The following is a 24312-nucleotide window of genomic DNA, read 5'->3' as shown; positions in this document are numbered from 1 at the left end:
GGTCATTCTTCGGTGCCTTCCAATCTCAGAACGCTGGTCACGGATGTGACGGATGCCATTCCCGCCAGTGCGGCCACGGTGTCCGCGAGCGCCGACTCCACGGCGTGGTGGGTCACCACGACCAGGCGCGCACCCGAGCCGTGCCCTTCTTGACGGACGGTCGAAATGCTCACCCCGTGTTTGGCGAATTCGCCCGCCACCGCGGCCAGGACTCCAGGACGGTCCTCGACTTGCAGGTTCACGTGATAGCGGGTGGGCGTATCGCCGATCGGCGCGATCGGTAGCTCAGCATAAACCGATTCGCCGGGAGCGCGACCCCCATAGAACTTGTTCCGTGCCGCCATCACCAGATCGCCGAGTACGGCCGACGCGGTCGGAGCGCCGCCCGCGCCCTGCCCGTAGAACATCAGCCGCCCGGCGTTCTCCGCCTCGACGACCACCGCGTTGAACGCACCGGTCACCGCGGCCAGCGGGTGCTTGCGGGGGATGAGCGCCGGGTAGACGCGCACCGAGACGCGCTCTTTGCCGCCGTCCTCCGGTCCGGGCTCGCCGGGACCCGCGTCCACCCGCTCGCAGATGGCCAGCAGTTTGACCGTGCAGTCGAGCGCGGAGGCGGTTTCCAGATCCTCGGCGGTGATCCGCGAGATGCCCTCGCGGTAGACATCGGCGGCGGTGACCCGGGTGTGGAACGCCAGCGAGGCGAGGATCGCGGCCTTGGCCGCGGCGTCGTAGCCCTCCACGTCGGCGGTCGGGTCGGCCTCGGCGTAGCCCAGCCGGGTGGCCTCGGCCAGCGTCTGCGAGTAGTCGGCGCCGGTCTCGTCCATCGCGGAGAGGATGAAGTTGGTGGTGCCGTTGACGATGCCGACGACCCGGTTCACCCGGTCGCCCGCCAGCGACTGGATCAGCGGGCGCACCACGGGGATGGCGCCCGCGACGGCGGCCTCGAAGTACAGGTCGGCGCGACTGGCTTCGGCCGCGGCGGCGAGCTCGCCGGTGTAGTCGGCCAGCAGCGCCTTGTTCGCGGTCACCACGGATTTGCCCGCGTTCAGCGCGGCCAGGATCAACCGGCGCGGCGGATCGATGCCGCCGATCACCTCCACCACCAGGTCGACATCATCGCGGGCGACCAGGGCGTCCGCGTCGGTGGTCAGCAGGTCCGCGGGGATGCCGCGGTCGGTGGCGAGACTGCGCACGGCCACCCCGCGGAGCACCACCGGCGCGCCGACACGGGAACGCAGGTCCTCGGTGTGCTCGCGCAGGATGCGCACGACCTCGGTACCCACATTGCCCATGCCGAGGACCGCCACCCCGATCGGGCGATCGGTCCCCCACACGCCGTTCTTCGCGTTGACCGTCACGCTTCCACCTCCAAGCTGAGCAGGTCCGCCACCGTTTCCCGGCGCAGAATCAGACGCGGCTGTCCGTCCCGCACCGCGACGACCGCGGGCCGGGTCAACTGGTTGTACCGGCTGGACATCGAGTAGCAGTACGCGCCGGTGGCGGCGACGGCGATCAGGTCGCCGGGGCCGACGTCGGCGGGCATCCAGGTGTCGCGGATGACGATATCGCCGCTCTCGCAATGCTTTCCGACGACGCGCGCGACCACCGGCCCGGCCTGCGACGACCGCGAGACCAGACGGCAGTCGTAGTCGGCCTGATACAGCGCGGGCCGGATGTTGTCGCTCATGCCGCCGTCGACACTCACGTACCGGCGGCGCAGACCGCCGTCCAGCGAGACGTCCTTGATGGTGCCGACCTCGTAGAGCGTCACCGTGCCGGGCCCAGCGATGGCGCGGCCGGGCTCGACAGCGATCGTCGGCGTGGGCAGACCCGCGCGTTCGGCTTCGGCGGCGACCAGTTCGCGCAGGCTCGCCGCGAACCGGTCCAGCGGCGGCGGGTCGTCCGACGGCAGATACGAAATACCAAGTCCGCCACCGAGATCCAGCGTCGCGATCTGCGCGGTGCGCTCGATGCCGAATTTGTCGATGGCCTCGCGGAGCAGGCCGAGCATGCGCCGCGCGGCGATCTCGAAGCCGTCGATCTCGAAGATCTGCGAGCCGATGTGGCTGTGCAGGCCGACCAGGCGCAAATTGTCGGCGTCGAAGACGCGCGCGACCGCCTCCATCGCGTCGCCGCCCGCGATCGAGAAGCCGAACTTCTGGTCCTCGTGCGCGGTCGAAATGTATTCGTGGGTATGTGCTTCCACCCCGACGGTGACCCGGACCAGCACGTCCTGCACCAGGCCCGCGCGGCTCGCGACGGCCTCCAGGCGCTCGATCTCGATGAGCGAGTCCACCACGACGTGGCCGACGCCCGCGGACACCGCGGCTTCCAGCTCGGCGACGGATTTGTTGTTGCCGTGCAGGGCGATTCGCTCCGCGGGGAAGCCCGCGTGCAACGCGACGGCGAGTTCGCCGCCGGAGCAGACGTCCAGCGAGAGGCCCTCATCCCGGATCCAGCGGGCGACCTCGCCGCACAGGAACGCCTTCGACGCGTAGTGGACTCGCGCGTTCGCCCCGAACGCGCGGACCATGTCGCGGCAGCGGGAACGGAAGTCGTCCTCGTCCACCACGAACAGCGGGGTGCCGAACCGCTCGGCCAGCTCGTACACCGGCACGCCCGCCAGGTGGACCACGCCCGCGTCGTCACGGGTCGCGTTGCGCGGCCAGACGTGCGCGGGCAGGTCGATCATCTGCCGCGGATCGCTCGGTCGCTCAGGCAGATTCGGCGCATGCGGAATCTCGGCATGCCGGGGACCGGCGGGATGCGCGCTCATAATTCCACCTCGCTGCGCTCGCTCAACTTCGCTTCCTTCCTCGCTCTGGTCGACCGGACGGTCACATGCGCTCCGGCGCACTGACGCCGAGCAGGCCCAAGCCGTTGGCCAAGACCTGGCGCGTGGCGTTGACCAGAGCGAGCCTGGCCGCGTTCGTCGGCGAGACGGGGTCGTCGCCGAGCGGCAGGACGCGCAGGTTCTTGTTGGTCTGGAAACGGTGGTACGCGCCGGCCAGTTCCTCCAGGTAGCGGGCTACCCGATGCGGTTCGCGCAAGCTCGCCGCACCGCTCACCACGCGCGGGTATTCGCCGAGGGTGCGGATCAGCTCGCCTTCCTCGTCGGCCGACAGCAGCGCGAGGTCGGCGGCGACGGAGTCGTAATCGAACTCGGCGGCGTTGCGCGCGATGGACGCGGTCCGCGCGTGCGCGTACTGCACGTAGTAGACCGGGTTCTCGTTGCTCTGACTGGCCCACAGGTTCAGATCGATGTCGATGCTCGAGTTCACCGACGAACGCACCAGCGAGTACCGCGCCGCGTCCACGCCGATCGCCTCGACCAGGTCGTCGAGGGTGACCACGGTCCCAGCGCGCTTGCTCATCTTCACCGCGACGCCGTCACGCAGCAGGTTCACCATCTGCCCGATCAGCACCTCGACCGTGGCCGGGTCGTCGCCGAACGCGGCCGCGGCGGCCTTCAGCCTGCCGATGTAACCGTGGTGGTCGGCGCCGAGCATGTAGATGCACAGGTCGAAGCCACGGGCCCGCTTGTCCTGGAAGTAGGCGATGTCGCCCGCGATGTAGGCGGCTTTGCCGTCGCTCTTGATGACCACCCGGTCCTGGTCGTCACCGTATTCCGAGCTGGCGATCCACCAGGCGCCGTCCTTCTCGTACAGGTCGCCGGAGTTCTTCAGCCGCTCCACGGCCTGCTCGACCGCGCCGGAGGCGAACAGCGAGCTCTCGTTGAAGTAGACGTCGAAATCGGTGCCGAATTCGTGCAACGACTCCCTGATGTGCGCGAACATCAGCTCGACGCCCTCGGCACGGAACAGCTCGAGGCGCTCGGCCTCCGGCTTGCCCAGCACATCGGGGTTGGTGGCCACGATCTTGTCGGCGATCTCGCCGATGTAGGCGCCCGCGTACCCGTTCTCCGGGGTCGGCGCGCCGGTGGCGGCCGCGGCCAGCGAGGCGGCGAACCGATCGATCTGCGCGCCGTGGTCGTTGAAGTAGTACTCGCGCACCACGTCCGCGCCCTGCGCGGCCAGGATGCGGCCAAGCGCGTCGCCGACCGAGGCCCACCGGGTGCCGCCCAGATGCACGGGACCGGTCGGGTTGGCCGAGACGAACTCGAGGTTGATCCGGGTGCCCTTCAGCGTCTCGGCGGTGCCGTACGCGGCGCCCGCGGCGAGCACCCGCTCGATGATCGCGCCCTGCGCGGAGGCCGCGAGGCGGATGTTCAGGAAGCCGGGCCCGGCGACCTCGGCGGCGGCGACGCCGTCGGCGGCGGCCAGCGCGTCGGCCAGCCAGGTGGCCAGATCACGCGGCTTGGTTCCGGCGCGCTTGGCCACCTGCATCGCGACATTCGTGGCATAGTCGCCGTGTTCGGGGTTGCGGGGACGCTCCACGGTGACCTCGTCGGGCAGGACCGCGGGGTCCAGTCCACGTTCGACAAGCACCTTCGCCGCGGTAGAGCGAAGGAGATCTGCAAGGTCAGCTGGAGTCACGAGTCTCTATCCTATGGTCTTGGCGGGTGTGCACCTCGGGTGGGCACTGCGCAGCCAGCGGATCCATCCACGTCGAAAGAGCACACTGAGCGATGCCTAGCAGTCCCAGCGCCAAATCGGCCAAGGCCGCCAAGGCCGCGGCGAAGTTGTCGGCTCCCCGCAAGCGGGGCGGGCAAGGACAGCTTCCGAAGAAGAATCGCCAGGTTCCCTGGTTGGCCATCGGCGCGGCCGTAGTAATCATCGCATTGATCGGCGCGCTTGCTTACAGCCTGGTCCCCAAGTACCGGGAGAAGGCCGACCTGGAGAAGTACACGCCGAGCGCGCAGAAGAAGGACCCGTCCGACGGGATCGCGGGCGTGGTGAAGAAGGAATACCCCGCCGGGCTGCACATCAGCTCCAGCCAGCGCGTGGCCTACGACCAGGCTCCGCCGTTCGGCGGCCCGCACGACCAGTCGTGGGCGACCTGCACCGGCGTGGTCTACAACAAGCCGATCCGGGTGGAGAACGCGGTGCACTCGCTCGAGCACGGCGCGGTGTGGATCACCTACAACCCGGACAAGGTGAACGCCGACGGCATCGCGACGCTGAAAGCGAAGGTCGAGGGCAAGCCGTACACGTTGATGTCGCCCTATCCCGGCCTCGACTCCGCCGTCTCCTTGCAGTCCTGGGGGCACCAGTTGAAGCTGGACAGCCCCGACGACAAGCGCGTCGGCCAGTTCATCACAGCTCTGCGGCTGAACAACTACACCTATCCCGAGGTCGGCGCGGACTGCTCGACGATCGTCTTCGACACCGATAACCCGCCGCCGTTCGATCCAACGCCGCCCGGACCCGACGCGGTGCCGATGGACGGCAAGGGCTTGCAGCAGGACCAGACCGAACTCGGCGGCATGCCCGGTGGTCTGCCCGGCGTGCCCGGCGTGCCGGGTCTTCCCGGACTTCCCGGTGTGCCCGGCGCTCCGGTGCCCGCGCAGCCCGCGCCCGCGCAGCCCGCTCCTGGCGCGGGGCAGTAGTGTCCGGCGATCAGGGAGGCGTCGAGTCCGGGGGGCGCGAAGCATCCGCCGGTTCCGGCGCTCCTGAAGTCACCGCGTCCGGCACTCACGACGCCATCGGACCCGACGGTCGCAAGGCGCGCGGATCCGGCAATCGCAAAACCGCTGGGTCCGGGGATCGCGCCGCGTCCGCAGGGTCCGGCACTCCCGAATCCGCCGATCGCAGCGCCACCGGGTCCAGCGAACCGACGACAGCCGCCGGCACCGGAGTCACCGAGTCCGGCGATCTCCAAGCCGCCGGCTCCGGCGATCGGGCAACAGCCGCAGGGTCCGGTATCGAGGAAGCCAGCAGGCCCGAGAGTGTCGGATCCTCGAGATCGGGCGATCGAAGGGCACACGTCGAATCCGACAGCGAAGCATCCGCCCGGTCCTCCTCGCCCGAAGCACCTGCCGGATCGGGCGATCGCCGAGCTACCACATCCGAACGCGAAGCATCTGACGGATCCGATGACCGCGAAGCATCCGGCGTCGGCGGACAGTTCCGCCGCCAGCGCACCGCGCTGCTGATCCTCGGCATCATCGGCGCGATCCTGATCGGCTTCGCGATCGGCGTGCTGGCCCGGATTCCGCTGAACGGTTCCACGGAGCCGGACCCGGGCCCGGTGGACGTCGGTTTCAGTCAGGACATGTCGGCGCACCACGCCCAAGCCGTCGAAATGGCGGGCGTGCTGCTGGTTCGCTCCACCGACACCGAGGTACGCCGCCTGGCCTACGACATCCTCACCACCCAGCAGAGCCAGATCGGACGCATGCAGGGCTGGTTGCAGCTGTGGGGCGAGCCCGCGCAGAGCGTCGACGGGTTCATGGGCTGGATGACCGAGCCGATGGGCGGCCACGATCATTCCGGTGCCGATATGCCACACCACTCCGGGCCGGTGTCCACCATGCCCGGCATGGCCACCCCCGCCGAACTCGCCGCGCTCCGCCAGGCCACCAGCCCCAAGCTGGACACGATGTTCCTCCAGCTCATGCTGCGTCATCACCAGGGAGGGTTGTCGATGATCGACTACGCCGCCCAGCACGCCGACACCACGGCGGTGCGCACCCTCGCCGAAACCATGGCCACCACCCAACGCGGCGAATCCGACCTGATGACCACCATGCTCACCGCCCGGGGCGCCGCCCCCCTCCCCTGACCCGAAACCCCGCCGCCGTCCGCCCTTTTTGGCGGACGGCCGCCGATACGATAGGCTGACCCAGCCCGATCGGACCGCCATCCCGGCCCCGACCGAGCCCTATCCCGCCCTCGTAGCTCAGGGGATAGAGCGTCTGCCTCCGGAGCAGAAGGCCGCAGGTTCGAATCCTGCCGAGGGCACCGAGCGAAGGCCCCTTGACCAGCTGGTCAGGGGGCCTTTCTTATCGGCGGCCTAGGCCTCGGGGGCGAGGACCCGAGGTGTGACACTGCCGCCGCGATGTTCCGCGATAGAACGCTCGAGGTGTCGCGCGTTGAAGGGGTTGCCGAGAAGGTACGCGGTCTCCTTCAGCGCTTGGTATTCGCTCAGGGCGACCACCACGGCCGGTTCGCGTCGGGCACGGGTGATCACCACTTCTTCCAGATCCTCGGTGGCGCTGTCGAGAACCGAGGCGAGGTTCGCTCGCGCCTCGGTGTAATTCATCGACTTCATGCTCGTAAGGTGCGAGACCCTGTGCAGTTGGCGCCCGAAACTTTCGGATCACCGATAGGGCGTTCGCCGTCCCGCGACTCGGTGCCATCGACCACGCAGCAGCACTGTGCGGACAGCGGCCGCATCAGTGGGTGGCCTCGCGATGCCGAGGCTCCTACCATCGAGCCGTGCTGAGATCGTCGGCCGCTGTCGTCGTCGTCGCGGTTCTGGTCCTGACCGCCGCCTGCGCGCATTCGGGTGCCAGTGGACCCGATGATCCGCACCGCGTCCTGGACTACGCGGGCGCGCAACGCCACTACCTCATCCACCGTCCGGCGGGTTCACCGCAAGGCAGGCTCGCGGCGGTTCTGGTCTTCCACGGTGGTGGCGGTAGCGCCGGGTACATGGCGAACAAGAGCGGTTTCGATCGGCTGGCCGACGCCAATGGATTCATCGCGGTCTACCCCGAGGGGATCGACAGGTCATGGAACGACGGCCGGGGTGCCGACACACGCGCGGGCGCAGCGGGTGTCGATGATGTCGGGTTCGTCTCGGCGCTGATCGACCACCTGGTCGCCGCCGACGAAGTCGATCCGGCTCGGGTGTACGCCACCGGGATGTCCAACGGGGGCATGTTCACCCAGCACCTGGGGTGTCACCTGAGCGCCGAGCTGGCCGCGATCGCGCCGGTGGCTGGTCCACTTCCCGCCGCGGACGAGACGAACTGCGCACTCGGGCATCCACTTCCGGTGCTGGAGATCCATGGCACCGCCGATCCGATCGTCCCGTACGAAGGCGGTGTCGTGCGCGTGACGTCGGGCAATCACGGCGGCACGGGCACCAGCCCGGTCCTGTCGGTGGCGGCCACGCAACAGCTGTGGCGCGGGAAGAACGGCTGTCCACCGCCGAACGCCAGTGAGTTGCCCCCACGCGGCGACGACGGGACCTCAGTAAAGATCGAGACGGCGCTGTGCCCGGACGATGTCGGCGTCGTCCTCTACACGGTCACCAACGGTGGCCACACCTGGCCGGGCGGCGAGCAATATCTCCCCCAGGCGTTGGTCGGCGCGGTGAGCCGCCAATTCGATGCTTCGGAGATCATTTGGCAGTTCTTCGCCGCCCACTGACAATGGGTCGCGGGACACACCTGATTCGAATCGACAGGACGCTGGTACGGGCGCGGATGCCGAGAACTCCCGGTGGTCGACACCCGATCGCCCGTCTTTCCAGCACCGGGATTGCAGGCACTTCGAATGCTAGCCGCTGCAATGATTACGAGCCCCGGATTCAACCCGAGGCTCGTGTTCGGTTGCGGCGACTCCTATGGTCGGACGAACTCGCCGTCGGCCACACCTGCGGTGAAGGTGTCCCACTCGCCGGGGGCGAAGACCAACGCCGGGCCCATCGGGTTCTTCGAGTCGCGGACGCCGACCAGGCCTCCGGCCAGATAGGCGACCTCGACGCAGTCTGCTCCACCTTGGCTGCGGCTCGACTTGAACCAGCGCGCTCCGGATAAGTCAACGTTCACAATCGAACTCCCTTGCTATCTGTCGCATCAGGTCGCGGCTCGGGCGGGCGTCTGGACTAGCCCGCCGAAGCAGCGCAAATGCCTCCCGAAATTTCAGCACATCCACTCGTCCTTCAAGGTACGCGCTGCCGGTGTAGTTCTCGCAGTAGACGATGGGCGGCTCCGTCAGCTTGCCGCGAACATCCTGAGCGAAGTCCAAGATGGTGAAAGGCGGTAGGGCTGCTCCGAGCGGAAGTCCGGTATGGAACGGCAGAATTCGGATTTCGACATTGGCGAGTGCGCACATATCCGCGATATGTCGTGACTGTGCGGCCATCACGCGCCGATTGCCGACTACAGTGCGCAGCACAGCTTCGTGCAGTACGAAAGATGCTCTGGTGGGCTGACGCGAGCGTGTGAGGAGGCGCTGCCTCTGAGCACGAACCTGGATACGACGCTCCAATTCTTCTTCACTGTCGTTTGTGAAATAGAGCCGGTCGATAGCCCGTGTGTAGTCCGGAGTTTGCAGCAGGCCAGGTATCAGTAAGGGCTGGTATGTCGCCAATGCTTCTGCGCCCGCTTCCAACCCGACGTACAGGTTGAACCACGCCGGGATCAGATCTCCGTAGGTGTGCCACCACGACTTCGCGGGTGTCTGCTCCGCGAGTCCCGTGGCGACGGCGGTCCTCTCCTCGTTGAGCCCATAGATCTCGCAGAGCCCTGACACGTCCCGAGTCCTGACCCTGTCCGTCGAGCCGCGCTCCAGGCGGCTCAACGTCGACTTGTGCCACTCCATCAAGGAGGCAGCCCGTTCCAGCGTGAATCCAGCTCCTTCACGCGCCTCCCTCAGATATCGGCCGAGTTGCCTACGCGGCAGTGTGCTGCCCGTTTCGTCCGCCTGACCGTCTGTCATGCACGCTCCCCTGTCGTTGCATTCCGAGGTTGCTGTCAGTTGCAATACGCGCCGATCGTAGGCGGCGTTGCACAACGCGATCTGGCGATTTGCGCGAGTTTGCCGACCTGATTTCGTTGCCGCGCCTGGATATCGGCTTCCCGCACATCCTCTGCCCCATGGCATCGCACCCCCGACTCAGCAAGGCTCAGTCCGCCGTGCTGGCGGCACTCGCGCCGGGCGGAATCCTGTCCGTGGACTCGCTGGTGAGAACGGCGAATGCGTCCGGAAGGCGAACTCGCCGCGCACTACTACGCCTCGAGGCGGCCGGCCTGGTCGTGCACACCGGAATGGCCGGCCGCAGTGGATACCAGATCACTGTCAGCGGTCGTCGGGTGCTCTCGAGCGATACCGCTGACTCCTCGCGTGGGAGGATGACCATTGCACAGCACGACATTTGGTGACCACACCGTCCTCTGGCGGATCGCGCGCGGGTCGCAGATCGCGATCGAGTCGCTCATCGACTATGCCGCTGGGGCCCCGGCCTACCGGATGAGGATGGACGGCTCGATAATCGACATCCCCAACGGCGACCCCGGCATGATCTACTTCGACGAAGGAGCGGACCGCCCCGACCTGGCCCAGGTACGCGAGTGGTTCCCGAAACTCTTCGACCTCTGGAACGCGGTAAGAACTCAGTACTGGCAGGCCATAACCCCGAGATGATGATGACGAGTGGCACACCATCGCGAGGTCTACTCGATATTTGCCGCAGCCGTGTGCCACTCGTCTACGCAGGAGGGTGAATGGAATTGGATGGGAGTGGGGCGCGGCGAGGCCGGGTTGTGGTGGGCGGGCTCGTGGCCGTTGCCGTGGTGGTCGGGGGTGTGTTGTGGGCTGTGGTCGGTAGAGAGCGGCCGCCGTTCGATGTGGATGCGGTTCCGGGGAGTCAAGTCGTCTGGGTGAGTGCGGCGGCGGGGGCCGACCGGGGGACGTTGGAGCTGTGGCAGCGGGGGCGGTTCCGGCGGTGGGAGCGGACATTTGCTGTGCCCGCTTGGGTTGGTGCGGAGGGGATTTCGCGCGAGGCCAGAGAAGGGGCGGCATACACGCCGGAGGGCACCTTTCCGTTGACCGAAGGATTCGGCCGGGTGCCTGCCGTGGGCGCGAAACTCCCCTATCTTTCGGTGGATCCGTCCAATACCTGGTGGTGGGTGTCCGACACCGAAAGCCCGCTGTACAACCAGAAGTATCGGTGCGCCGAGGGTGAATGCCCGTTCGACACCGCCCTCAGCGAGAATCTCGGGCGAACCGAACCGCAGTACGACTATGCGCTGGTCATCGACTACAACCGCTTTCCGGTCGTGCCGGGGCGGGGCTCCGCGTTCTTCGTCCACGTCGATGTCGGCAGGCCGACAGCAGGGTGTGTCGCGGTCGGCGACGACGTCATGCGGACGCTGCTGGCCACCCTCGAACCGTCGCGGAAACCGGTTATCGACATACACGCGAGGTGAACGCCCGACCAGCAGGCCGTTGTCCGCTCGCCGGCGACGTTCCGGCACTCGGCCGAACAGAATGACATCCGCTCGCGTTCGCGCTGCGCGACCAGCTGGGTGACTACCGCCTGCAGCGCAACCCACCGACAGTCGTGGCATGACACGTGAACGCGTACCGCCAATGCCGCCGTCATATAAGAAAAGGCCCCCGTAGTCGGGAGCCCTTCTCGGATGGTTGGGTGCCGTGTGCGGCGCGACGTTTACGGCAGGGGTTCGGTGGGTTTGTCGGTGGATGTGAGGACGCCCGCGTTGGTGAGGTAGGTGAAGGCGGGGGCCGTGAAGCCGGGCTGGAGGAAGTAGAAGTGCGCCTTGGTGACGGCGCCGTTCTCGGCGGCGTCGCAGAGAGCGTGCAGGGCGGTGGGGTCGACGGTGAGGGCGGTGAGTTTGCCCGCCTCGTAATCCATCTCCACCCACTTCGCGTGAATGGCGGCGCTCATGACGCTGCCGGTGAAGTCCTCCCGGTCGGAGGCGGCGCTGAGGCCGAGTTCGAGGCCGTCGTCCAGGTCGGTCGGCGTGTGCTGCCAGCGGCCGAACTCCCACCAGCGCACGAAGCTGACCGGGCCCTGGACGCCGCCGGGCAGCTTCGTGGTCGGTTCCACGGACCGCACCCAGGCGGGCGCCGCGGCCAGCGGATCGTAGGAGGTTCCGGTGACCTCGTTGTCCTCGTCCCTCCCGAATAGCAGCGCGCGGTCACCGGCATATCTGACCAGCGAGAACCAATTGCCCTCACCGTCGTCGTTGATCAGCCGGCCGCCTTCCACTCTGGCCGTCTGCCCGATCTCCTGTCCGCTCGCGGCCCGATCGGTGTGCGTTGCGCAGGTGATCACGTCCAAGACGGTCACGCGCGCCCACAGCACCTCGGGATGCGGCAACTGAAATCCCATGCCGGGCAACGTATCACCGGCCCCTTACGGCGACAACCGGGCCGGCAATCGACGGGACAACCCATTCGGGCCGCGGTGCGCTGGACAGCAAACCTGGTTGGCAGCGATCACGCAGATGTGGACAGGGCAGGCAAATTCACGGCAATGAGTCCGGCTCGGGTCGCGCGACATTCCCGCGTGACGATCGAGCCGATTCCGGTCCGGATTGTCCGGTATCCCGCGGACGCAGCGCATAGGCGGGAACCAACTGGTCGCGCACCTGCAGATCCGGACGTCCGTCGGCGAACTGGATGCTGTAGTTCACCCGGCCCATCCAATCGCCGTCGACGGTGGGCAACCAGTGCGTCAGGGTTCCGGGTCGCTCGCCGCGCATGATGACCCCGGCGCCGTTCACATGGCGCGGCGTCCCTGGATCGCGGACCAGGATCGCGTCCAGCCGCACCCAGACCGGGCGCGGCGGGTAGGTCAGCGTCCGGTAGTAGTGGCCGGTCCGGTTCGGATAGACCAGCTCGGGTTCCGTTCCTTCGGTTCGCGGCGTTTCATCGCTTATCGAACCCATGTTCGAATGTTAGCCGGACATATGCGGCAAGCACCAGGCAACCCGGCCCGAATCGGGCGGCATGACGACGGCCACAGTGCCATCAGCGCTCGGCTTCTAGTATGTTCGTTCTAGAACGATCATATTAGAAGGAGAACGACATGTCGGCGAAGTTCGAGGTGGTCAAGGGTTTCTACGCCGCGACGCAGACCGGTGACGGACCGGCGATCCTGGCGCTGCTGCATCCGGAGTTCGAAGCGCGAACCGCACCGGGCATGCCGTGCGGCGCGGGCGGCGCCTTCCACGGGCCGATCGCGGCGATGACCGGTATCTGGGGTCCGGTCGCGCGAGATTTCGACACCGCGCCGTACGACGAGACATGGCAAGAGACAACCGACGGCACCGTCGTGGTGACCGGGCATTATCGCGGCGCGGCGCGCGCCACCGGCCGCGAGTACGAAGCGGAGTTCGTGCACCTGTGGCAGGTCGACGACGACGGGCGCATCACGCGCCTGCATCAGTACACCGACACCGCACGCTGGCGCGCCGCATTGGACGCCTGACGCCGCCAGTGCCGACCTCGCGCAAGAACCCGGATCACGGGCCGATTGCTATTCCGCCGACATCCGCGCCGACAACCCGGACGCAACGCCTGCGCCGGATCACATCAAGAGCCGATCACCTTCCCGCCGACACCACACTCCCCGAACGCGACACCAGCGCCAGACCACACCAGAAGCCGACCACCCTCCCGCCGACACCCACACAGCGCGCAGACGACACCAGCGCCGGACCGGATCGTGAGCCGAGCGCCGCCTGGCCGCTCCACACCTGACCGAACGATCCGGTCTGGTTTGGTTTCCGGTCACCCGGGCACGCCCTTGCCGTAGCGATGCAGGCACCGGGGGCAGACCGGAGGACGACATGGCTAATCCACCGGGCGGGCAACCGCCGGATGACCGACCGCCGCAGCCGCAACAGCCGCCCCCTGGCTCCCCGCCGCCCGAACCTGAGCAACCCCTTCCGCCGCCGGAGCCGGTGCAACCCTCCCCGCCACCCGGTCCGGGGCAACCGCCTTCACCGCCGGGTCCGGGGCAACCGCCTTCGCCGCTCGGTCCGGGGCAACCACCTTCACCACCCGGTCCGGGGCAACCACCTTCACCACCCGGTCCGGGGCAACCACCTTCACCGCCCGAACCCGGGCGACCCTTTCCACCACCCGGACCGGCACAACCCTTCCCACCACCCGGTCCCGGACAACCCTTCCCACCGCCCGGACCGGGTTATCCACCGCCCGGGCCCGGTTATCCACCACCCGGCTACGCGCCCGGCGGATACCCACCACAGCCCAGAAAGAGCCACACCGGCCTGATCGCCGGCTTGGTGGTGATAGTCGTGCTGGTGATCGCCGGCGCGCTGATCGCCGGGATCTTCTTGACCACGCAGGGCAAAGGTCCGCTCGCCTCGGACGAGAAGAAGATCGAGCTCGCGATCCGCGACTTCTACGAGACTCTCGACAGGCGCGGCTTCCGCGCGGCGGCCGAACAGGCGTGCGCCCGCGAACGCGCCGCGTTCGAGGCGATGACCGAGAGCGAGAAGAAGGAATTCGACAGCACCTCGGTTTCGGTCACCATCGATAGGATCGATGACATCGTCGTCACCGGGGACACCGCGACCGCGAAGGTCACCGGCAAACTCACCGTCGCGGTGCCGGGCGAGCAGCCCGATACCGAAACCAGCACGACCGAGCATCTGAAGAAAGAGGACGGCAAGTGGAAGGTGTGCTCCCCGGAGGGCACGCGCTGATCGCATGCACCCACGCGTGAGTTGCTGCGGCCCCAGCCGCAGGACCGTCCTCGGCGCGCTCGGCCTCGCCGCTCTGCTCCCTCTTGCCGGTCGACCGAAATCGGTTCGCGCTCAACCGAATACGACCATCGCGACGGATTTGGAAGTGGTGACGATCACCGACACATCGGTGATCCTCACCTGGACCACGCTCGCGCCCGACCCGGGCGGCCGGCTGCTGCCCGTCGACACCGACAGCCAGGTGCGGATCGGTCCCGCCGACTCGCCGCGCGCCCCGGCCCAGGTCTTCGCCGACGACCACTCGACCCCTTTCCACTACGCCGAGATAGCGGGACTCGAGCCGGGCCGCGCCTACCGCTTCGAAGCCTGGTCCGCGGGCCTGCGCGCCACACCGGCGCTTTCGCTCACCACCGCCGACCCGGCCGCGCCGGAAGCGCGCGGCGAGTTCACCACCCTGGTCCCGCCGCCCGGCCGCAGGTTGCGCACGCTGGCACTGTCCAACGACGTGCACTACGGCGAGCAAGTCAGCGGGCTGATCGCGGGCGACCTGCCACCGGGCTTCCGGCAGGGCCCCGGCCTCGCGCCCTACCCCGAAGTGATGCTGACCGCGATGCTGGACGACTTGCGCCGTCCCGACCGCGCAGCCGAACTCCTGCTGCTCGCGGGCGACCTGACCGCCGAAGCCTCCGAGCAGGACACCCGCACGATCCGGACCCGCCTCGATGCCTGGGGCACGCTCGGCCACGACTACCTGGCCGTGCGCGGCAACCACGACCGGCCGCACGTCGGCGGCGAATACGCCGGTTGCGCCCCCGCGCCCGCCGACCACCGCGACTGCTGGGCCGATGTCTTCTCCGCACGACAGGAAATGGTCGAACACGAGGTCGGCGGTCTGCGGGTGCTGGGATTGGACACCAGCCGACTCGACGGCGCGGGCGGCTCCATCGAGCGCCCGCAGTTCGATCACCTCGCCGAACGCCTGCGCACCGATCCGGACCGGCCGACGCTGGTATTCGGCCATCACCCGGTCACGACGGAGTCCGGACTGACCAACCTCGCCGGGCCCGGCTTCGTGCTCGACGGACGCGACAGCGCCGAGTTGCAGGCGCTCTACACCCGCAGCCCCGGCGTCTTCCTGCAACACAGCGGCCACACCCATCGCAATCGCCGCACCAGGCCGGACGCGCCGTGCGCGGTGGAGTTCCTGGAGGTCGCCGCGGTCAAGGAGTACCCGGGCGGCTACAGCCTGCTGCGCCTCTACGAGGGCGGGTACATGGTCAATTTCTACAAGACCCGCACCGAGGACGCCCGGCGCTGGAGCGCGCTCACCCGCGGCGAGTACTTCGGACTGCAGCCGGATTACACGCTCGGCACCTGCGCGGACCGCAATCACATTGCACTGCGCGACTTTTCGGGGCTGACGTAGCGTCAGCGAGAAATCCCCACATCTGCCAGGGTTCCCGCATGTCGGACGCGGTATCTTCCTTAGGTAAGGCTCAACATATGCACGGGTAACGCGGTCGGAAGGACGAGGATGAAGCCGGTCAGATGGAAGACGATTGCCGCTGGATTGGTCCTCACCATGACGGCCATCGGCGGCACGGCTTGCTCGAATTCCTCCGACAACGCGAACGAGATCACCGTCTACAACGCGCAGCACGAATCGCTCACCAAAGAGTGGGCCGACGAGTTCACCAAGGAAACCGGCATCAAGGTGACATTGCGCCAGGGCGGCGACACGGCGCTGGGCAACCAGCTGGTCGCCGAGGGCGCTGCCTCGCCCGCCGACGTCTTCCTCACCGAGAACTCCCCCGCCATGGCGCTGGTGGAGAACGCGGGCCTGTTCGCCGACGTGGACGCCAAGACCCTGGAGCAGGTGCCCGCGCAGTTCCGCCCGTCCACCGGCAAGTGGACCGGCGTCGCCGCGCGGTCGACGGTGTTCGTCTACAACAAGAACAAGGTCCAGCCCGGTCAGCTGCCCGCCTCGCTGTTGGATCTGGCGCAACCGCAGTGGAAGGGCCGCTGGGGCGCGGGCGTCTCCGGCGCCGACTTCCAGGCCATCGTGGCGGCCCTGCTCGCGCTGAAGGGTGAGGACGTCACCCGCGCCTGGTTGAAGGGCATGAAGGAGAACGCGACACCGTTCCCGAACAATGTCGCCACCATGAAGGCGGTCAATTCCGGCAGCCCGGACGGCGGCGTCATCTACCACTACTACTGGTACCGCGACCAGGCGAACACGAAGGAGAGCAGCGCCGACACCGCCTTGCACTACTTCAAGAACCAGGACCCGGGAGCCTTCGTCAGCGTCTCCGGCGGCGGCGTGCTGAAGGCGAGCAAGAAGCAGGAGGCGGCGCAGAAGTTCCTGGCGTTCATCGTCGGCAAGACCGGACAAGAGGTGCTGCGCGACGGCACGTCGCTGGAGTACCCGGTCGCCGCCGGAGTGGCCGCGAACCCGGCGCTGCCGCCGCTGGCTGATCTGCAGGCCCCCGCGGTCGATCCGTCCAAGCTGGACTCGAAGAAGGTCACGCAGCTGATGACCGAAGCGGGTCTGCTGTAGCCGTGGCAGTCCGGACCGTTGTCGCCGCGCCCCGGATCGGCAGGCCGGGGCCGCTGGTCACGAGCGTCGCGCTGCTGCTGGTGGCGGCGACGTTCGTGCCGCTCGGATACATCGTTTCGACGGTCTTCTCCACCGGCCTCGAGCAGGCGAAGGAGCTGGTGTTCCGGCCCAGAGTCGGTGAGCTGCTGGAGAACACGGCCGCGCTGGTGGTGTGCACCGTGCCCATCTGCGTGGCGCTCGGTATCGGGCTGGCCTGGGTGGTCGAACGCACCGACGTGCCGGGGAAATCTTGGTGGGGGCCGGTTTTCGCGGCGCCGCTCGCGGTTCCGGCGTTCGTCAACAGCTATGCCTGGGTGAGCGTCTTTCCGACCATGCACGGTCTGTGGGCGGGCGTGGTGATCTCCACGATGTCCTACTTCCCGCTGGTCTATCTGCCCGCGGCGGCCACACTGCGCCGCCTGGATCCCGCGGTGGAGGAGTCGGCGCGGGCGCTGGGCTCGGGTCCGGTCGCGGTGTTCGCGCGGATCGTGCTGCCGCAGCTGCGCTTGGCGATCCTCGGTGGCGGGCTGCTCATCGGGCTGCATCTGCTCGCCGAGTACGGCGCCTTCGTGATGGTCCGGTTCGACACGTTCACCACGGCCATCTTCGAGCAGTACCAGTCCAGCTTCGCCGGTCCGGCAGGCAGCATGCTCGCCGGTGTGCTGGTGCTGTGCTGCCTGGCGCTGCTCGGGGCCGAGGCGGGGCTGCGCGGGCGGGCGCGCTACGCGCGGATCGGCAGCGGGGCGCCGCGCGCCGCGACCAGAACCCGGTTGGGCGTCGGCACGTTGCCGGTGCTGGCCGCGCTCGTCGCGGTGACGGCGGGCGCGCTGGGCGTGCCGCTGTGGACCATCGGACGCTGGTTGCGCATCGGCGGCGCGGCGGTGTGGGATCTCACCGATATCGGCAACGCGCTCGGGCAGACGATCGGACTCGCGTCGGTCGCCGCACTGCTCACCACCCTGTGCGCGTTCCCGGTCGCGTGGATCGCGGTGCGTTCCACCTCCGCGTTCGCGCGACTGGTCGAGGGCGCCAACTACATCACCAGTTCGCTGCCAGGCATCGTGATCGCGCTGGCCATGGTGACCGTGACCATCCGGTGGGCGCCCGTGCTCTACCAGACGGCGGGCATGGTGATCGCCGCCTATCTCCTGCTGTTCCTGCCCCGCGCCCTGGTCAGCGTGCGGGCCGGGCTCGCTCAGGTGCCGGTCGGCCTGGAGGAGGCGTCCCGGTCACTGGGCAAATCGGGGCCCGCGACGTTCTTCCTGGTCACGCTGCGTCTCGCGGCGCCGGCCGCGGCTGCCGCCGCCGCACTGGTGTTCGTCGCCGTGGCGACCGAGCTGACCGCGACGCTGCTGCTGGCGCCCAACGGAACCCGCACGCTGGCGATGCGGTTCTGGAGCCTGTCGGGCGAATTGGACTACGCGGGCGCCGCGCCGTACGCCCTGATCATGATCGTCGCCGCGGTGCCGGTGACGTACCTGCTGTTCACCAACTCGCGGAAGGCGGCCGGGATATGAGTCGCGTTGTCGTCGCCGATGTCTCGAAGACCTTCGGCCACACCCGGGTGCTCGGCGGGATCACTCTCGACGTGCCGGATCACACCGCGACCGCGGTGGTCGGGTCGTCCGGGTGCGGCAAGACCACCCTGCTGCGCGTGATCGCCGGATTCGAGTCGCCGGATGCGGGTTCGGTGTCGATCGGAACGGAAACCGTTGTCGGTGAACGGGTAACGGTGCCGCCGCAGCGCCGCAACATCGGTTACGTCGCCCAGGACGGTGCGCTGTTCCCGCATCTGACCGTCGGCCAGAACATCGCCTACGGGCTGCCGGGCATGCGCCGCAACAGCCGCGGGCGGGTGCACGAACTGCTGGAGATGGTGTCGCTGGACGCGTCCTATGCCGACCGGCGACCGCATCAGCTCTCGGGCGGGCAGCAGCAGCGCGTAGCCCTGGCCCGCGCGCTGGCGCGCAAGCCGTCGGTGATGCTGTTGGACGAGCCGTTCAGCGCGCTGGACGCGGGCCTGCGCGCGACGACCAGGCAGGCGGTGGCCGACACGCTGCGCGAGGCGGGCATGACCAGCATTCTGGTGACGCACGATCAGGAGGAAGCACTCAGTTTCGCCGAGCAGGTCGCGGTGATGCGGGAGGGTCGCTTCACCCAGGTCGGAACGCCGGAAGAGGTCTACGCGACGCCGAAGGACCTGTTCACCGCGCGGTTCCTCGGCGATTGCGTGCTGTTGGACGCGGTGGTCGAGGCCGACGTGGCCAAGTGCGCGCTGGGCCGGATCCCGGTGCAGCGCGACGCCGCGTGCGGGCCGTCGACGATCATGCTGCGACCGGAACAGCTTGTCGCCCATGTCGCTTCGGAGAACGAGGCGGAGGCAGGCCGAGTGCGCGCCGTCGACTTCCGCGGCGCCGACGTCATCCTGACGATCGAACTGGACGGTTCCGGTACTCCCATTCTCGTACGCCGGGCCAGCGTCGCGGCCCCCGTCACCGGGCAGCGGGTTCGCCTGGAAGTGATCGGATCGGCGGTAGCGTATTCGGAGCCGAACCAAGCCGCCTGAAGCGGGATCGCGTCACGACCACGCGCCGCTTCCTGATGCGCCTCGGCGCTCGGCAGTGGCGTGACCGAGCACCGAGGACGTTTGGAGCGAGCGGCGGGAATTGAACCCGCGTAAACGGCTTTGCAGACCGTTGCCTAAACCACTCAGCCACGCCCGCCTCGCCCTAGATAGTGCCCGTGGGCGACGGCCCGGCCCACCATTGCGCTCACGGTGATCCGAAGCCTGGCCGGATGCCCCCGCCCTCCTGTGGTGGCATGGAATGATCGGAACATGTCTCGGCCACGCCCGCTTCCGAACGATCCGATCGAGGAAGCCCACCGCCAGTGGGTCGGCCACGGCTGGGGGGATGTCGCCGACGGCATGGCCGCGGTGACGTCGCTGGTTCGGGCTCAGCAAATCGTGATGGCACGGGTGGACGAGGCGCTGAAACCCACGGGATTGACCTTCTCTCGCTATGAGTTGCTCCGGCTGCTCAGTTTCAGCAAAACCGGCGCGCTGCCGATGGCGAAGGCCAGCGCTCGCTTGCAGGTGCACCCCACCAGCGTCACCAACACCGTCGACCGGCTGGAGGCGGCGAAGCTCGTCGAGCGGGTACCGCATCCCAGCGACCGGCGCGCTACCTTGATCGAAATCACCGACGCCGGACGCGAATTGGTGGCGAAGGCGACCGAGGAGCTCAACGCGAAAGTCTTCGCGCTCCCCGGACTCCCTCCGGAACGACTGCACACCCTCCTGCAACTGCTCGCCGAATTCCGACATGCCGCGGGCGACTTCGAGACCGCGGAGGGAACGGCGCGCTGGTCGGCCACGGCCACAGACTGATTCGGCGTACCGGTCGGTCGCATACCGCTGCCGACCGACCGAGGGATGACATTCCGGCATCCAACCGGCGAATTACCGGGCACGCCGTCTTGGCAGCGGAACGGAAAAGGTCCACCATGGAGATCATGGTGCTGGTCTTGGGTGTATCGGCGGGCGCTGGCGGCGCTCACGCGATGCTGACACACTCCGATCAGCCACACCTACCCCCGATCGATAGCTGCGAAGTGCCGCGGCGGGCGGGCGGCGGCGTCGAGGAATCGGTCCTCGAGGCGATCCGCCGGATGAACGGCGCCGCCGACCGGCGCGACGAGCTGATCTCGGGCACGGCGGTGACGTGCCGCTGTCCGCTGCACGCCGACGCCATTCGCGCAGGCGTCGGCGGCCGTGACGTGACCATCGTCGACGAACCGCTCGCCCAGTTGCGCTACCTGCGCTTCACCGGGCAACTGCCGGACAGCGGCACGGTGATCCTCTACGACCTGGGCAGCTCGGGACTGACCATCACCCACGCCGATTGCCGCACCGACACGATTCTGTCCAGCAAACGCAGCACGGTACTCGGCGGCGACGGCTACGACGCGCTGTTGCGCTGGCGCCTGGCCCGCGACGGCGTGCTCACCGACACGCCGACCATCCGGCGTCATCGCGAAGAACTGAGCGAGGCAAGGGTGGTCACCGCGATCGACGACGGCACCGGCGACCGGGCCGTTCTCACCCGCAGCGACCTGGCCGAACTGTGCGCGGCGGGCATTCATCACTCGGTGTCGTTCGTGCGGCAGATCATCGACGAGACCGGCGTGCGACCGGAGGCCATGGTGCTGCTCGGCGGCTGCACCCGCAGTCCCAGCATTCGCGCCGAGCTGGCCGAACACATCGACCTGCCGATCGTCTACGACCCCGAACCCGACTTCGTCTCCGCGCGCGGCGCCGTGCTGCTCGCCGCGGAACGACGAGGCGGAGACGTCCGGATGGCGCGGCTACGCGCCGGAGCCACCCTGGTCCCGGCCACCGTCGACCGGCGCAAACTCATCGCGGCGGCGGCGGTCACCATCGCGCTGGGCGCCACCATCGCCGGACTGCTCGCCACGAACGAGGACGCGCCCCCGCCGGAAGGGAACAAGGTGCCCGCGAAGATCGTCGCGCCCCCCACCGGATAGCCGCCCGGCCGAGCGATACGGCCGGGCGGAAACCGGTGTCAGCGGTTGGTGAACTTCGCCGGACGCTTCTCGACGAAGGCGCTCATGCCTTCCTTCTGATCCTCGATCGCGAACAGCGAGTGGAAGACTCGCCGTTCGAAGCGCAGCCCCTCGGCGAGCGTGGTCTCGAACGAGCGGTTCACCGCTTCCTTGGCGATCATGGTGACCGGCAGCGACATCCCCGCGATGGTCTCGGCGACCTCGAGGGCGGTGTCGAGCAGTTCCGCGGCGGGCACGATACGCGAGACCAATCCCGCCCGCTCGGCCTCATCGGCGTCCATGTTGCGGCCGGTGAGCACCAGATCCATGGCCTTGGCCTTGCCGATCGCGCGGGTCAGGCGCTGCGAGCCGCCGATGCCGGGGATGACGCCCAGCTTGATCTCCGGCTGCCCGAACTTGGCGGTGTCGGCCGCGAGCAGGATGTCGCAGATCATGGCCAGCTCACAACCGCCGCCCAGCGCGTAGCCCGCCACCGCCGCGATGGTGGGCTTGCGGAACTGCGCCAGCCGGTCCCAGCGGGCGAAGTAGTCGTTCAGGAACATGTCCATGTACGACTTGGGCTGCATCTCCTTGATGTCGGCGCCCGCCGCGAAGGCGCGCTCCGAACCGGTGATCACGATGGCCCCGATCTCGTCGTCGTGCTCGAGCTCGTCGAGCGCGGCGATGACGTCGTCGAGGACCTGCGCGTTCAGCGCGTTCAGCGCCTTCGGTCGGTTCAGCGTGATCCAGCCGACCCGGCCCTTGCGTTCCAGCAGAATCGTCTCGAAGCTCACTCGGCACCCTCTTGGTCGGAACGGTCACGGATATCGGTGACGATAGCCGAGAAGTCCCGTCCGGCATCCGTCTGGTTGAAACGGTCGTAGATCGTGGCGGCGAGCAATCCGAGCTGCCCGTCGACGTTGTTGTCGCGCAACGCGTTCGCGACAAGGCCCAGGTCCTTCGACATGAGCGCCGTCGCGAAGCCGGGCTGGTAGTCGTTGTTGGCCGGACTGGTCGGCACCGGGCCGGGGACCGGGCAGTAGCTGGTCAGCGCCCAGCTCTGGCCGGAAGCCGTGGAGATCACGTCGAAGAAGGACTGATGGCTCAGGCCCAGCTTCTCGCCCAGCACCAGCGACTCCGACAGCGCGATCATGGACACGCCGAGCAGCATGTTGTTGCAGATCTTCGCCGCCTGGCCCACGCCGGAGCCGCCGCAGTGCACGACCTTGCCGCCCATCACCTCGAGCACCGGCAGCGCGTCGGCGAAGTCCGCGGCGGCGCCGCCGACCATGAAGGTCAGCGTGCCCGCCGCCGCGCCGCCGACACCACCGGAGACCGGTGCGTCCAGCGCGCGGTGCCCGGCGGCGGCGGCGCGTTCGGCCGCGACCTTGGCATCGGCCACGTCGATGGTGGAGCAGTCGATGAACAGCGTGCCCGGTGCTGCGACCGGAAGCAGCTCGGCGTACACGTCCAGGACGAGTTTGCCGTTGGGCAGCATGGTGATCACGGTCTCGGCCGCGGCGGCCTCGGTGGCCGCATCCACCACGATCGCGCCGTCACGCCCGGCCTGCTCCCGCGCCGCGGGCACCGGGTCGAAGGCGAGCACCTCGTAGCCCGCCCGCACCAGGTTGGCCGCCATCGGCGCGCCCATGTGGCCGAGGCCGAGGAAACCGATTCGCTTGCTCATCACGCCACCTCCGGGGTCCGCAGACCCAGCTCTCGATCGCCCAACTCGGCGAAGTACGCGTCCACCTGCGCGTCCGTGACCGCATCGAGGGTCGCGGGCGACCATCGCGGATCACGATCCTTGTCGATCACCTGGGCACGAATGCCCTCGACCAGATCGTGCGACGACAGCGACGCGATGGACACCCGGTACTCCTCGTTCAGCACCGCCTCGAGACTCGGCGCGCTGCGCGCCGCCCGCAGCGAGCGCAGCGTCACCTTCAGCGCCACCGGGGATTTCGCCAGAATCTCGGTGGCCGCCGCCCGCGCGTCCGGCGCGTCGTGCGCTTGCAGCCGCGCGACGATCTCCTCCACGGAATCGGCTCCGTAGCAGACGTCGATCCAGTCCTGCCCGGCGGCCAGCGCGGATTCCGGTGCGTCCGTGGCGAATTTGGCGATCGCGATGTCGGCGCTCTCCGTGCGCAACGTCTCCAGCAGGGCGGGCAGATGCTCGGAGGCGACGAAGTAGTCCGCGAAGCCCGCGGCGATGGCATCGCCCGCGCTCATGCGGGCGGTGGTCAGCGCGACGTGCGTGCCGATCTCGCCCGGCGTCCGCGCGAGCAGGTAGGTGCCGCCGACGTCCGGGACGAACCCGATGCCCACCTCGGGCATGCCGATCTTGGACCGCTCGGTCACGACGCGGTGGCTGCCGTGGCCCGAGAGCCCGACACCGCCGCCCATCACGATGCCGTCCATGATCACCACGTACGGCTTCGGGTAGCGGCCGATCAAGGCGTTGAGGACGTACTCGTCGCGCCAGAACCGTCCGGTGGCCGAATCCGCCGTGTTCGCACCGCTTTTCGCGTCGGCGTGGATGGCGACGATGTCGCCGCCCGCGCACAGGCCGCGCTCCCCCGCGCCGGTGATCACGACGGTGCGCACCGCATCGTCCTCGGCCCACTCGCGCAACGCGTCGGTGATGGCGAGAGCCATCGAGTGGTTCAGCGCGTTGATGGCCTTCGGCCGGTTCAGCGTGATCAGGCCGAGCCCGTCACGCTGTTCGAGCAGAACTTCTGGCTCGCTCATACTCTGTCCTTTCCGACATGATCGGGACCCTGCGTGGTCACGCTGCGCTGCCGCCTCCGGGACTGACCTC

25 protein-coding genes and 2 tRNA genes are annotated in these 24312 nt (G+C 68.3%); 15 read left to right on the top strand and 12 right to left on the bottom strand.

Features of this window, described 5'->3' with window-relative positions; all coding sequences use genetic code 11:
* Window positions 1–2 precede the first annotated feature (2 nt).
* From ACFV2O_RS14665 to argS, 3 genes are all read right to left on the bottom strand, one after another.
* On the bottom strand, window positions 3–1358 hold the full coding sequence (locus ACFV2O_RS14665) for a homoserine dehydrogenase (RefSeq protein WP_379252166.1): 1356 nt from the start codon (window positions 1356–1358) through the stop codon (window positions 3–5).
* Complete coding sequence (gene lysA, locus ACFV2O_RS14660) at window positions 1355–2776, bottom strand: diaminopimelate decarboxylase (protein WP_379252165.1); 1422 nt, start codon at window positions 2774–2776, stop codon at window positions 1355–1357. The genes ACFV2O_RS14665 and lysA overlap by 4 nt, the downstream gene beginning before the upstream one ends.
* Window positions 2777–2837: 61 nt before the next feature.
* A complete protein-coding gene (gene argS / locus ACFV2O_RS14655; protein ID WP_379252164.1) occupies window positions 2838–4496 on the bottom strand; it encodes an arginine--tRNA ligase in 1659 nt (552 codons plus the stop codon).
* A 92-nt stretch (window positions 4497–4588) separates the two neighbouring features.
* On the opposite strand from argS, the gene ACFV2O_RS14650 reads away from it, so the two are divergent.
* The 3 genes from ACFV2O_RS14650 (at window position 4589) to ACFV2O_RS14640 (ending at window position 6863) form a co-directional block, all read left to right on the top strand.
* Complete coding sequence (locus tag ACFV2O_RS14650) at window positions 4589–5509, top strand: DUF3105 domain-containing protein (RefSeq protein ID WP_379252163.1); 921 nt, start codon at window positions 4589–4591, stop codon at window positions 5507–5509.
* Window positions 5510–6048: 539 nt separating this feature from the next.
* On the top strand, window positions 6049–6684 hold the full coding sequence (locus tag ACFV2O_RS14645) for a DUF305 domain-containing protein (protein WP_062976440.1): 636 nt from the start codon (window positions 6049–6051) through the stop codon (window positions 6682–6684).
* A 106-nt stretch (window positions 6685–6790) separates the two neighbouring features.
* Window positions 6791–6863, top strand: a tRNA-Arg gene (locus tag ACFV2O_RS14640).
* A gap of 52 nt (window positions 6864–6915) precedes the next feature.
* Here the strand turns inward: ACFV2O_RS14640 and ACFV2O_RS14635 are convergent.
* Window positions 6916–7173 carry a type II toxin-antitoxin system Phd/YefM family antitoxin gene (locus ACFV2O_RS14635; RefSeq protein ID WP_379252162.1) on the bottom strand — a complete coding sequence of 86 codons (258 nt, stop codon included), beginning with the start codon at window positions 7171–7173 and terminating at the stop codon, window positions 6916–6918.
* 167 nt (window positions 7174–7340) lie between these two features.
* On the opposite strand from ACFV2O_RS14635, the gene ACFV2O_RS14630 reads away from it, so the two are divergent.
* Window positions 7341–8279 carry an alpha/beta hydrolase family esterase gene (locus ACFV2O_RS14630; RefSeq protein WP_379252161.1) on the top strand — a complete coding sequence of 313 codons (939 nt, stop codon included), beginning with the start codon at window positions 7341–7343 and terminating at the stop codon, window positions 8277–8279.
* Window positions 8280–8473: 194 nt separating this feature from the next.
* On the opposite strand, the gene ACFV2O_RS14625 is transcribed toward ACFV2O_RS14630, so the two are convergent.
* Both ACFV2O_RS14625 and ACFV2O_RS14620 read right to left on the bottom strand, forming a co-directional pair.
* The gene (locus ACFV2O_RS14625; protein WP_355073680.1) at window positions 8474–8680 is read right to left on the bottom strand and encodes a DUF397 domain-containing protein; all 207 of its coding nucleotides are present in this window, start codon (window positions 8678–8680) and stop codon (window positions 8474–8476) included.
* Entirely contained in the window at window positions 8670–9572 is a 903-nt protein-coding gene (locus ACFV2O_RS14620) for a helix-turn-helix domain-containing protein (protein WP_379252160.1), read from the bottom strand. Before ACFV2O_RS14620 ends, ACFV2O_RS14625 begins: the two co-directional genes overlap by 11 nt.
* Before the next feature lie 158 nt (window positions 9573–9730).
* Here ACFV2O_RS14620 and ACFV2O_RS14615 point away from each other — a divergent pair, with 158 nt between their 5' ends.
* The 3 genes from ACFV2O_RS14615 to ACFV2O_RS14605 all read left to right on the top strand — a co-directional run bounded on the left by ACFV2O_RS14615 (window position 9731) and on the right by ACFV2O_RS14605 (window position 11062).
* On the top strand, window positions 9731–10015 hold the full coding sequence (locus ACFV2O_RS14615; RefSeq protein ID WP_379252188.1) for a hypothetical protein: 285 nt from the start codon (window positions 9731–9733) through the stop codon (window positions 10013–10015).
* On the top strand, window positions 9993–10277 hold the full coding sequence (locus ACFV2O_RS14610; RefSeq protein WP_379252159.1) for a hypothetical protein: 285 nt from the start codon (window positions 9993–9995) through the stop codon (window positions 10275–10277). The genes ACFV2O_RS14615 and ACFV2O_RS14610 overlap by 23 nt, the downstream gene beginning before the upstream one ends.
* A gap of 80 nt (window positions 10278–10357) precedes the next feature.
* Window positions 10358–11062: a L,D-transpeptidase gene (locus ACFV2O_RS14605; RefSeq protein WP_379252158.1), complete on the top strand. Its 705-nt coding sequence runs from the start codon at window positions 10358–10360 to the stop codon at window positions 11060–11062.
* Between the two features lie 242 nt (window positions 11063–11304).
* Here the strand turns inward: ACFV2O_RS14605 and ACFV2O_RS14600 are convergent, their stop codons facing one another.
* Window positions 11305–11988 carry a hypothetical protein gene (locus ACFV2O_RS14600; RefSeq protein ID WP_356969416.1) on the bottom strand — a complete coding sequence of 228 codons (684 nt, stop codon included), beginning with the start codon at window positions 11986–11988 and terminating at the stop codon, window positions 11305–11307.
* Between the two features lie 136 nt (window positions 11989–12124).
* Window positions 12125–12547: a hypothetical protein gene (locus tag ACFV2O_RS14595; protein ID WP_356969414.1), complete on the bottom strand. Its 423-nt coding sequence runs from the start codon at window positions 12545–12547 to the stop codon at window positions 12125–12127.
* Window positions 12548–12687: 140 nt separating this feature from the next.
* Between ACFV2O_RS14595 and ACFV2O_RS14590 the strand changes: the two genes are divergently transcribed.
* From ACFV2O_RS14590 to ACFV2O_RS14565, 6 genes are all read left to right on the top strand, one after another.
* Window positions 12688–13089: a nuclear transport factor 2 family protein gene (locus ACFV2O_RS14590; protein ID WP_379252157.1), complete on the top strand. Its 402-nt coding sequence runs from the start codon at window positions 12688–12690 to the stop codon at window positions 13087–13089.
* Between the two features lie 832 nt (window positions 13090–13921).
* On the top strand, window positions 13922–14332 hold the full coding sequence (locus ACFV2O_RS14585) for a hypothetical protein (RefSeq protein WP_355073670.1): 411 nt from the start codon (window positions 13922–13924) through the stop codon (window positions 14330–14332).
* 148 nt (window positions 14333–14480) lie between these two features.
* Window positions 14481–15758 carry a metallophosphoesterase gene (locus tag ACFV2O_RS14580; protein ID WP_379252156.1) on the top strand — a complete coding sequence of 426 codons (1278 nt, stop codon included), beginning with the start codon at window positions 14481–14483 and terminating at the stop codon, window positions 15756–15758.
* Between the two features lie 108 nt (window positions 15759–15866).
* Window positions 15867–16889, top strand: coding sequence for an iron ABC transporter substrate-binding protein (locus tag ACFV2O_RS14575; RefSeq protein ID WP_355073667.1), 1023 nt, complete (start codon window positions 15867–15869; stop codon window positions 16887–16889).
* A 2-nt stretch (window positions 16890–16891) separates the two neighbouring features.
* Window positions 16892–18445 (top strand): ABC transporter permease, encoded by a 1554-nt coding sequence (locus tag ACFV2O_RS14570; protein WP_379252155.1) that lies wholly within the window; start codon window positions 16892–16894, stop codon window positions 18443–18445.
* Window positions 18442–19494 (top strand): ABC transporter ATP-binding protein, encoded by a 1053-nt coding sequence (locus ACFV2O_RS14565; protein WP_356969405.1) that lies wholly within the window; start codon window positions 18442–18444, stop codon window positions 19492–19494. Before ACFV2O_RS14570 ends, ACFV2O_RS14565 begins: the two co-directional genes overlap by 4 nt.
* A gap of 82 nt (window positions 19495–19576) precedes the next feature.
* Here the strand turns inward: ACFV2O_RS14565 and ACFV2O_RS14560 are convergent.
* Window positions 19577–19651 (bottom strand) — tRNA-Cys (locus ACFV2O_RS14560).
* A 113-nt stretch (window positions 19652–19764) separates the two neighbouring features.
* Here ACFV2O_RS14560 and ACFV2O_RS14555 point away from each other — a divergent pair.
* The gene (locus ACFV2O_RS14555) at window positions 19765–20316 is read left to right on the top strand and encodes a MarR family transcriptional regulator (RefSeq protein WP_355073651.1); all 552 of its coding nucleotides are present in this window, start codon (window positions 19765–19767) and stop codon (window positions 20314–20316) included.
* Between the two features lie 125 nt (window positions 20317–20441).
* The gene (locus tag ACFV2O_RS14550) at window positions 20442–21473 is read left to right on the top strand and encodes an Hsp70 family protein (protein WP_355073649.1); all 1032 of its coding nucleotides are present in this window, start codon (window positions 20442–20444) and stop codon (window positions 21471–21473) included.
* Window positions 21474–21511: 38 nt separating this feature from the next.
* Here the strand turns inward: ACFV2O_RS14550 and ACFV2O_RS14545 are convergent, their stop codons facing one another.
* The 3 genes from ACFV2O_RS14545 to ACFV2O_RS14535 are packed head-to-tail and all read right to left on the bottom strand — an operon-like array spanning window position 21512 to window position 24242.
* Window positions 21512–22285, bottom strand: coding sequence for an enoyl-CoA hydratase (locus tag ACFV2O_RS14545; RefSeq protein WP_379252154.1), 774 nt, complete (start codon window positions 22283–22285; stop codon window positions 21512–21514).
* Window positions 22282–23178, bottom strand: coding sequence for a 3-hydroxyisobutyrate dehydrogenase (gene mmsB / locus ACFV2O_RS14540; RefSeq protein ID WP_379252153.1), 897 nt, complete (start codon window positions 23176–23178; stop codon window positions 22282–22284). Before mmsB ends, ACFV2O_RS14545 begins: the two co-directional genes overlap by 4 nt.
* Window positions 23178–24242, bottom strand: a complete 1065-nt coding sequence (locus tag ACFV2O_RS14535; protein ID WP_379252152.1) for an enoyl-CoA hydratase/isomerase family protein — start codon at window positions 24240–24242, stop codon at window positions 23178–23180. The genes mmsB and ACFV2O_RS14535 overlap by 1 nt, the downstream gene beginning before the upstream one ends.
* Between the last annotated feature and the right edge of the window lie 70 nt (window positions 24243–24312).

Origin of the sequence: Nocardia sp. NPDC059691, from assembly GCF_042733915.1 — a bacterium.
GTDB classification, from domain to species: Bacteria; Actinomycetota; Actinomycetes; order Mycobacteriales; family Mycobacteriaceae; genus Nocardia; species Nocardia sichangensis.
This window is presented reverse-complemented; position numbering and strand designations above follow the sequence as displayed.

Coding starts and splice junctions, on each gene's coding strand:
- lysA (WP_379252165.1), bottom strand. CDS start 2,776: ATGAGCGCGCATCCCGCCGGTCCCCGGCATGCCGAGATTCCGCATGCG.
- ACFV2O_RS14650 (WP_379252163.1), top strand. CDS start 4,589: ATGCCTAGCAGTCCCAGCGCCAAATCGGCCAAGGCCGCCAAGGCCGCG.
- ACFV2O_RS14635 (WP_379252162.1), bottom strand. CDS start 7,173: ATGAAGTCGATGAATTACACCGAGGCGCGAGCGAACCTCGCCTCGGTT.
- ACFV2O_RS14620 (WP_379252160.1), bottom strand. CDS start 9,572: ATGACAGACGGTCAGGCGGACGAAACGGGCAGCACACTGCCGCGTAGG.
- ACFV2O_RS14615 (WP_379252188.1), top strand. CDS start 9,731: ATGGCATCGCACCCCCGACTCAGCAAGGCTCAGTCCGCCGTGCTGGCG.
- ACFV2O_RS14605 (WP_379252158.1), top strand. CDS start 10,358: ATGGAATTGGATGGGAGTGGGGCGCGGCGAGGCCGGGTTGTGGTGGGC.
- ACFV2O_RS14600 (WP_356969416.1), bottom strand. CDS start 11,988: ATGGGATTTCAGTTGCCGCATCCCGAGGTGCTGTGGGCGCGCGTGACC.
- ACFV2O_RS14595 (WP_356969414.1), bottom strand. CDS start 12,547: ATGGGTTCGATAAGCGATGAAACGCCGCGAACCGAAGGAACGGAACCC.
- ACFV2O_RS14590 (WP_379252157.1), top strand. CDS start 12,688: ATGTCGGCGAAGTTCGAGGTGGTCAAGGGTTTCTACGCCGCGACGCAG.
- ACFV2O_RS14575 (WP_355073667.1), top strand. CDS start 15,867: ATGAAGCCGGTCAGATGGAAGACGATTGCCGCTGGATTGGTCCTCACC.
- ACFV2O_RS14565 (WP_356969405.1), top strand. CDS start 18,442: ATGAGTCGCGTTGTCGTCGCCGATGTCTCGAAGACCTTCGGCCACACC.
- ACFV2O_RS14555 (WP_355073651.1), top strand. CDS start 19,765: ATGTCTCGGCCACGCCCGCTTCCGAACGATCCGATCGAGGAAGCCCAC.
- ACFV2O_RS14550 (WP_355073649.1), top strand. CDS start 20,442: ATGGTGCTGGTCTTGGGTGTATCGGCGGGCGCTGGCGGCGCTCACGCG.
- mmsB (WP_379252153.1), bottom strand. CDS start 23,178: ATGAGCAAGCGAATCGGTTTCCTCGGCCTCGGCCACATGGGCGCGCCG.
- ACFV2O_RS14535 (WP_379252152.1), bottom strand. CDS start 24,242: ATGAGCGAGCCAGAAGTTCTGCTCGAACAGCGTGACGGGCTCGGCCTG.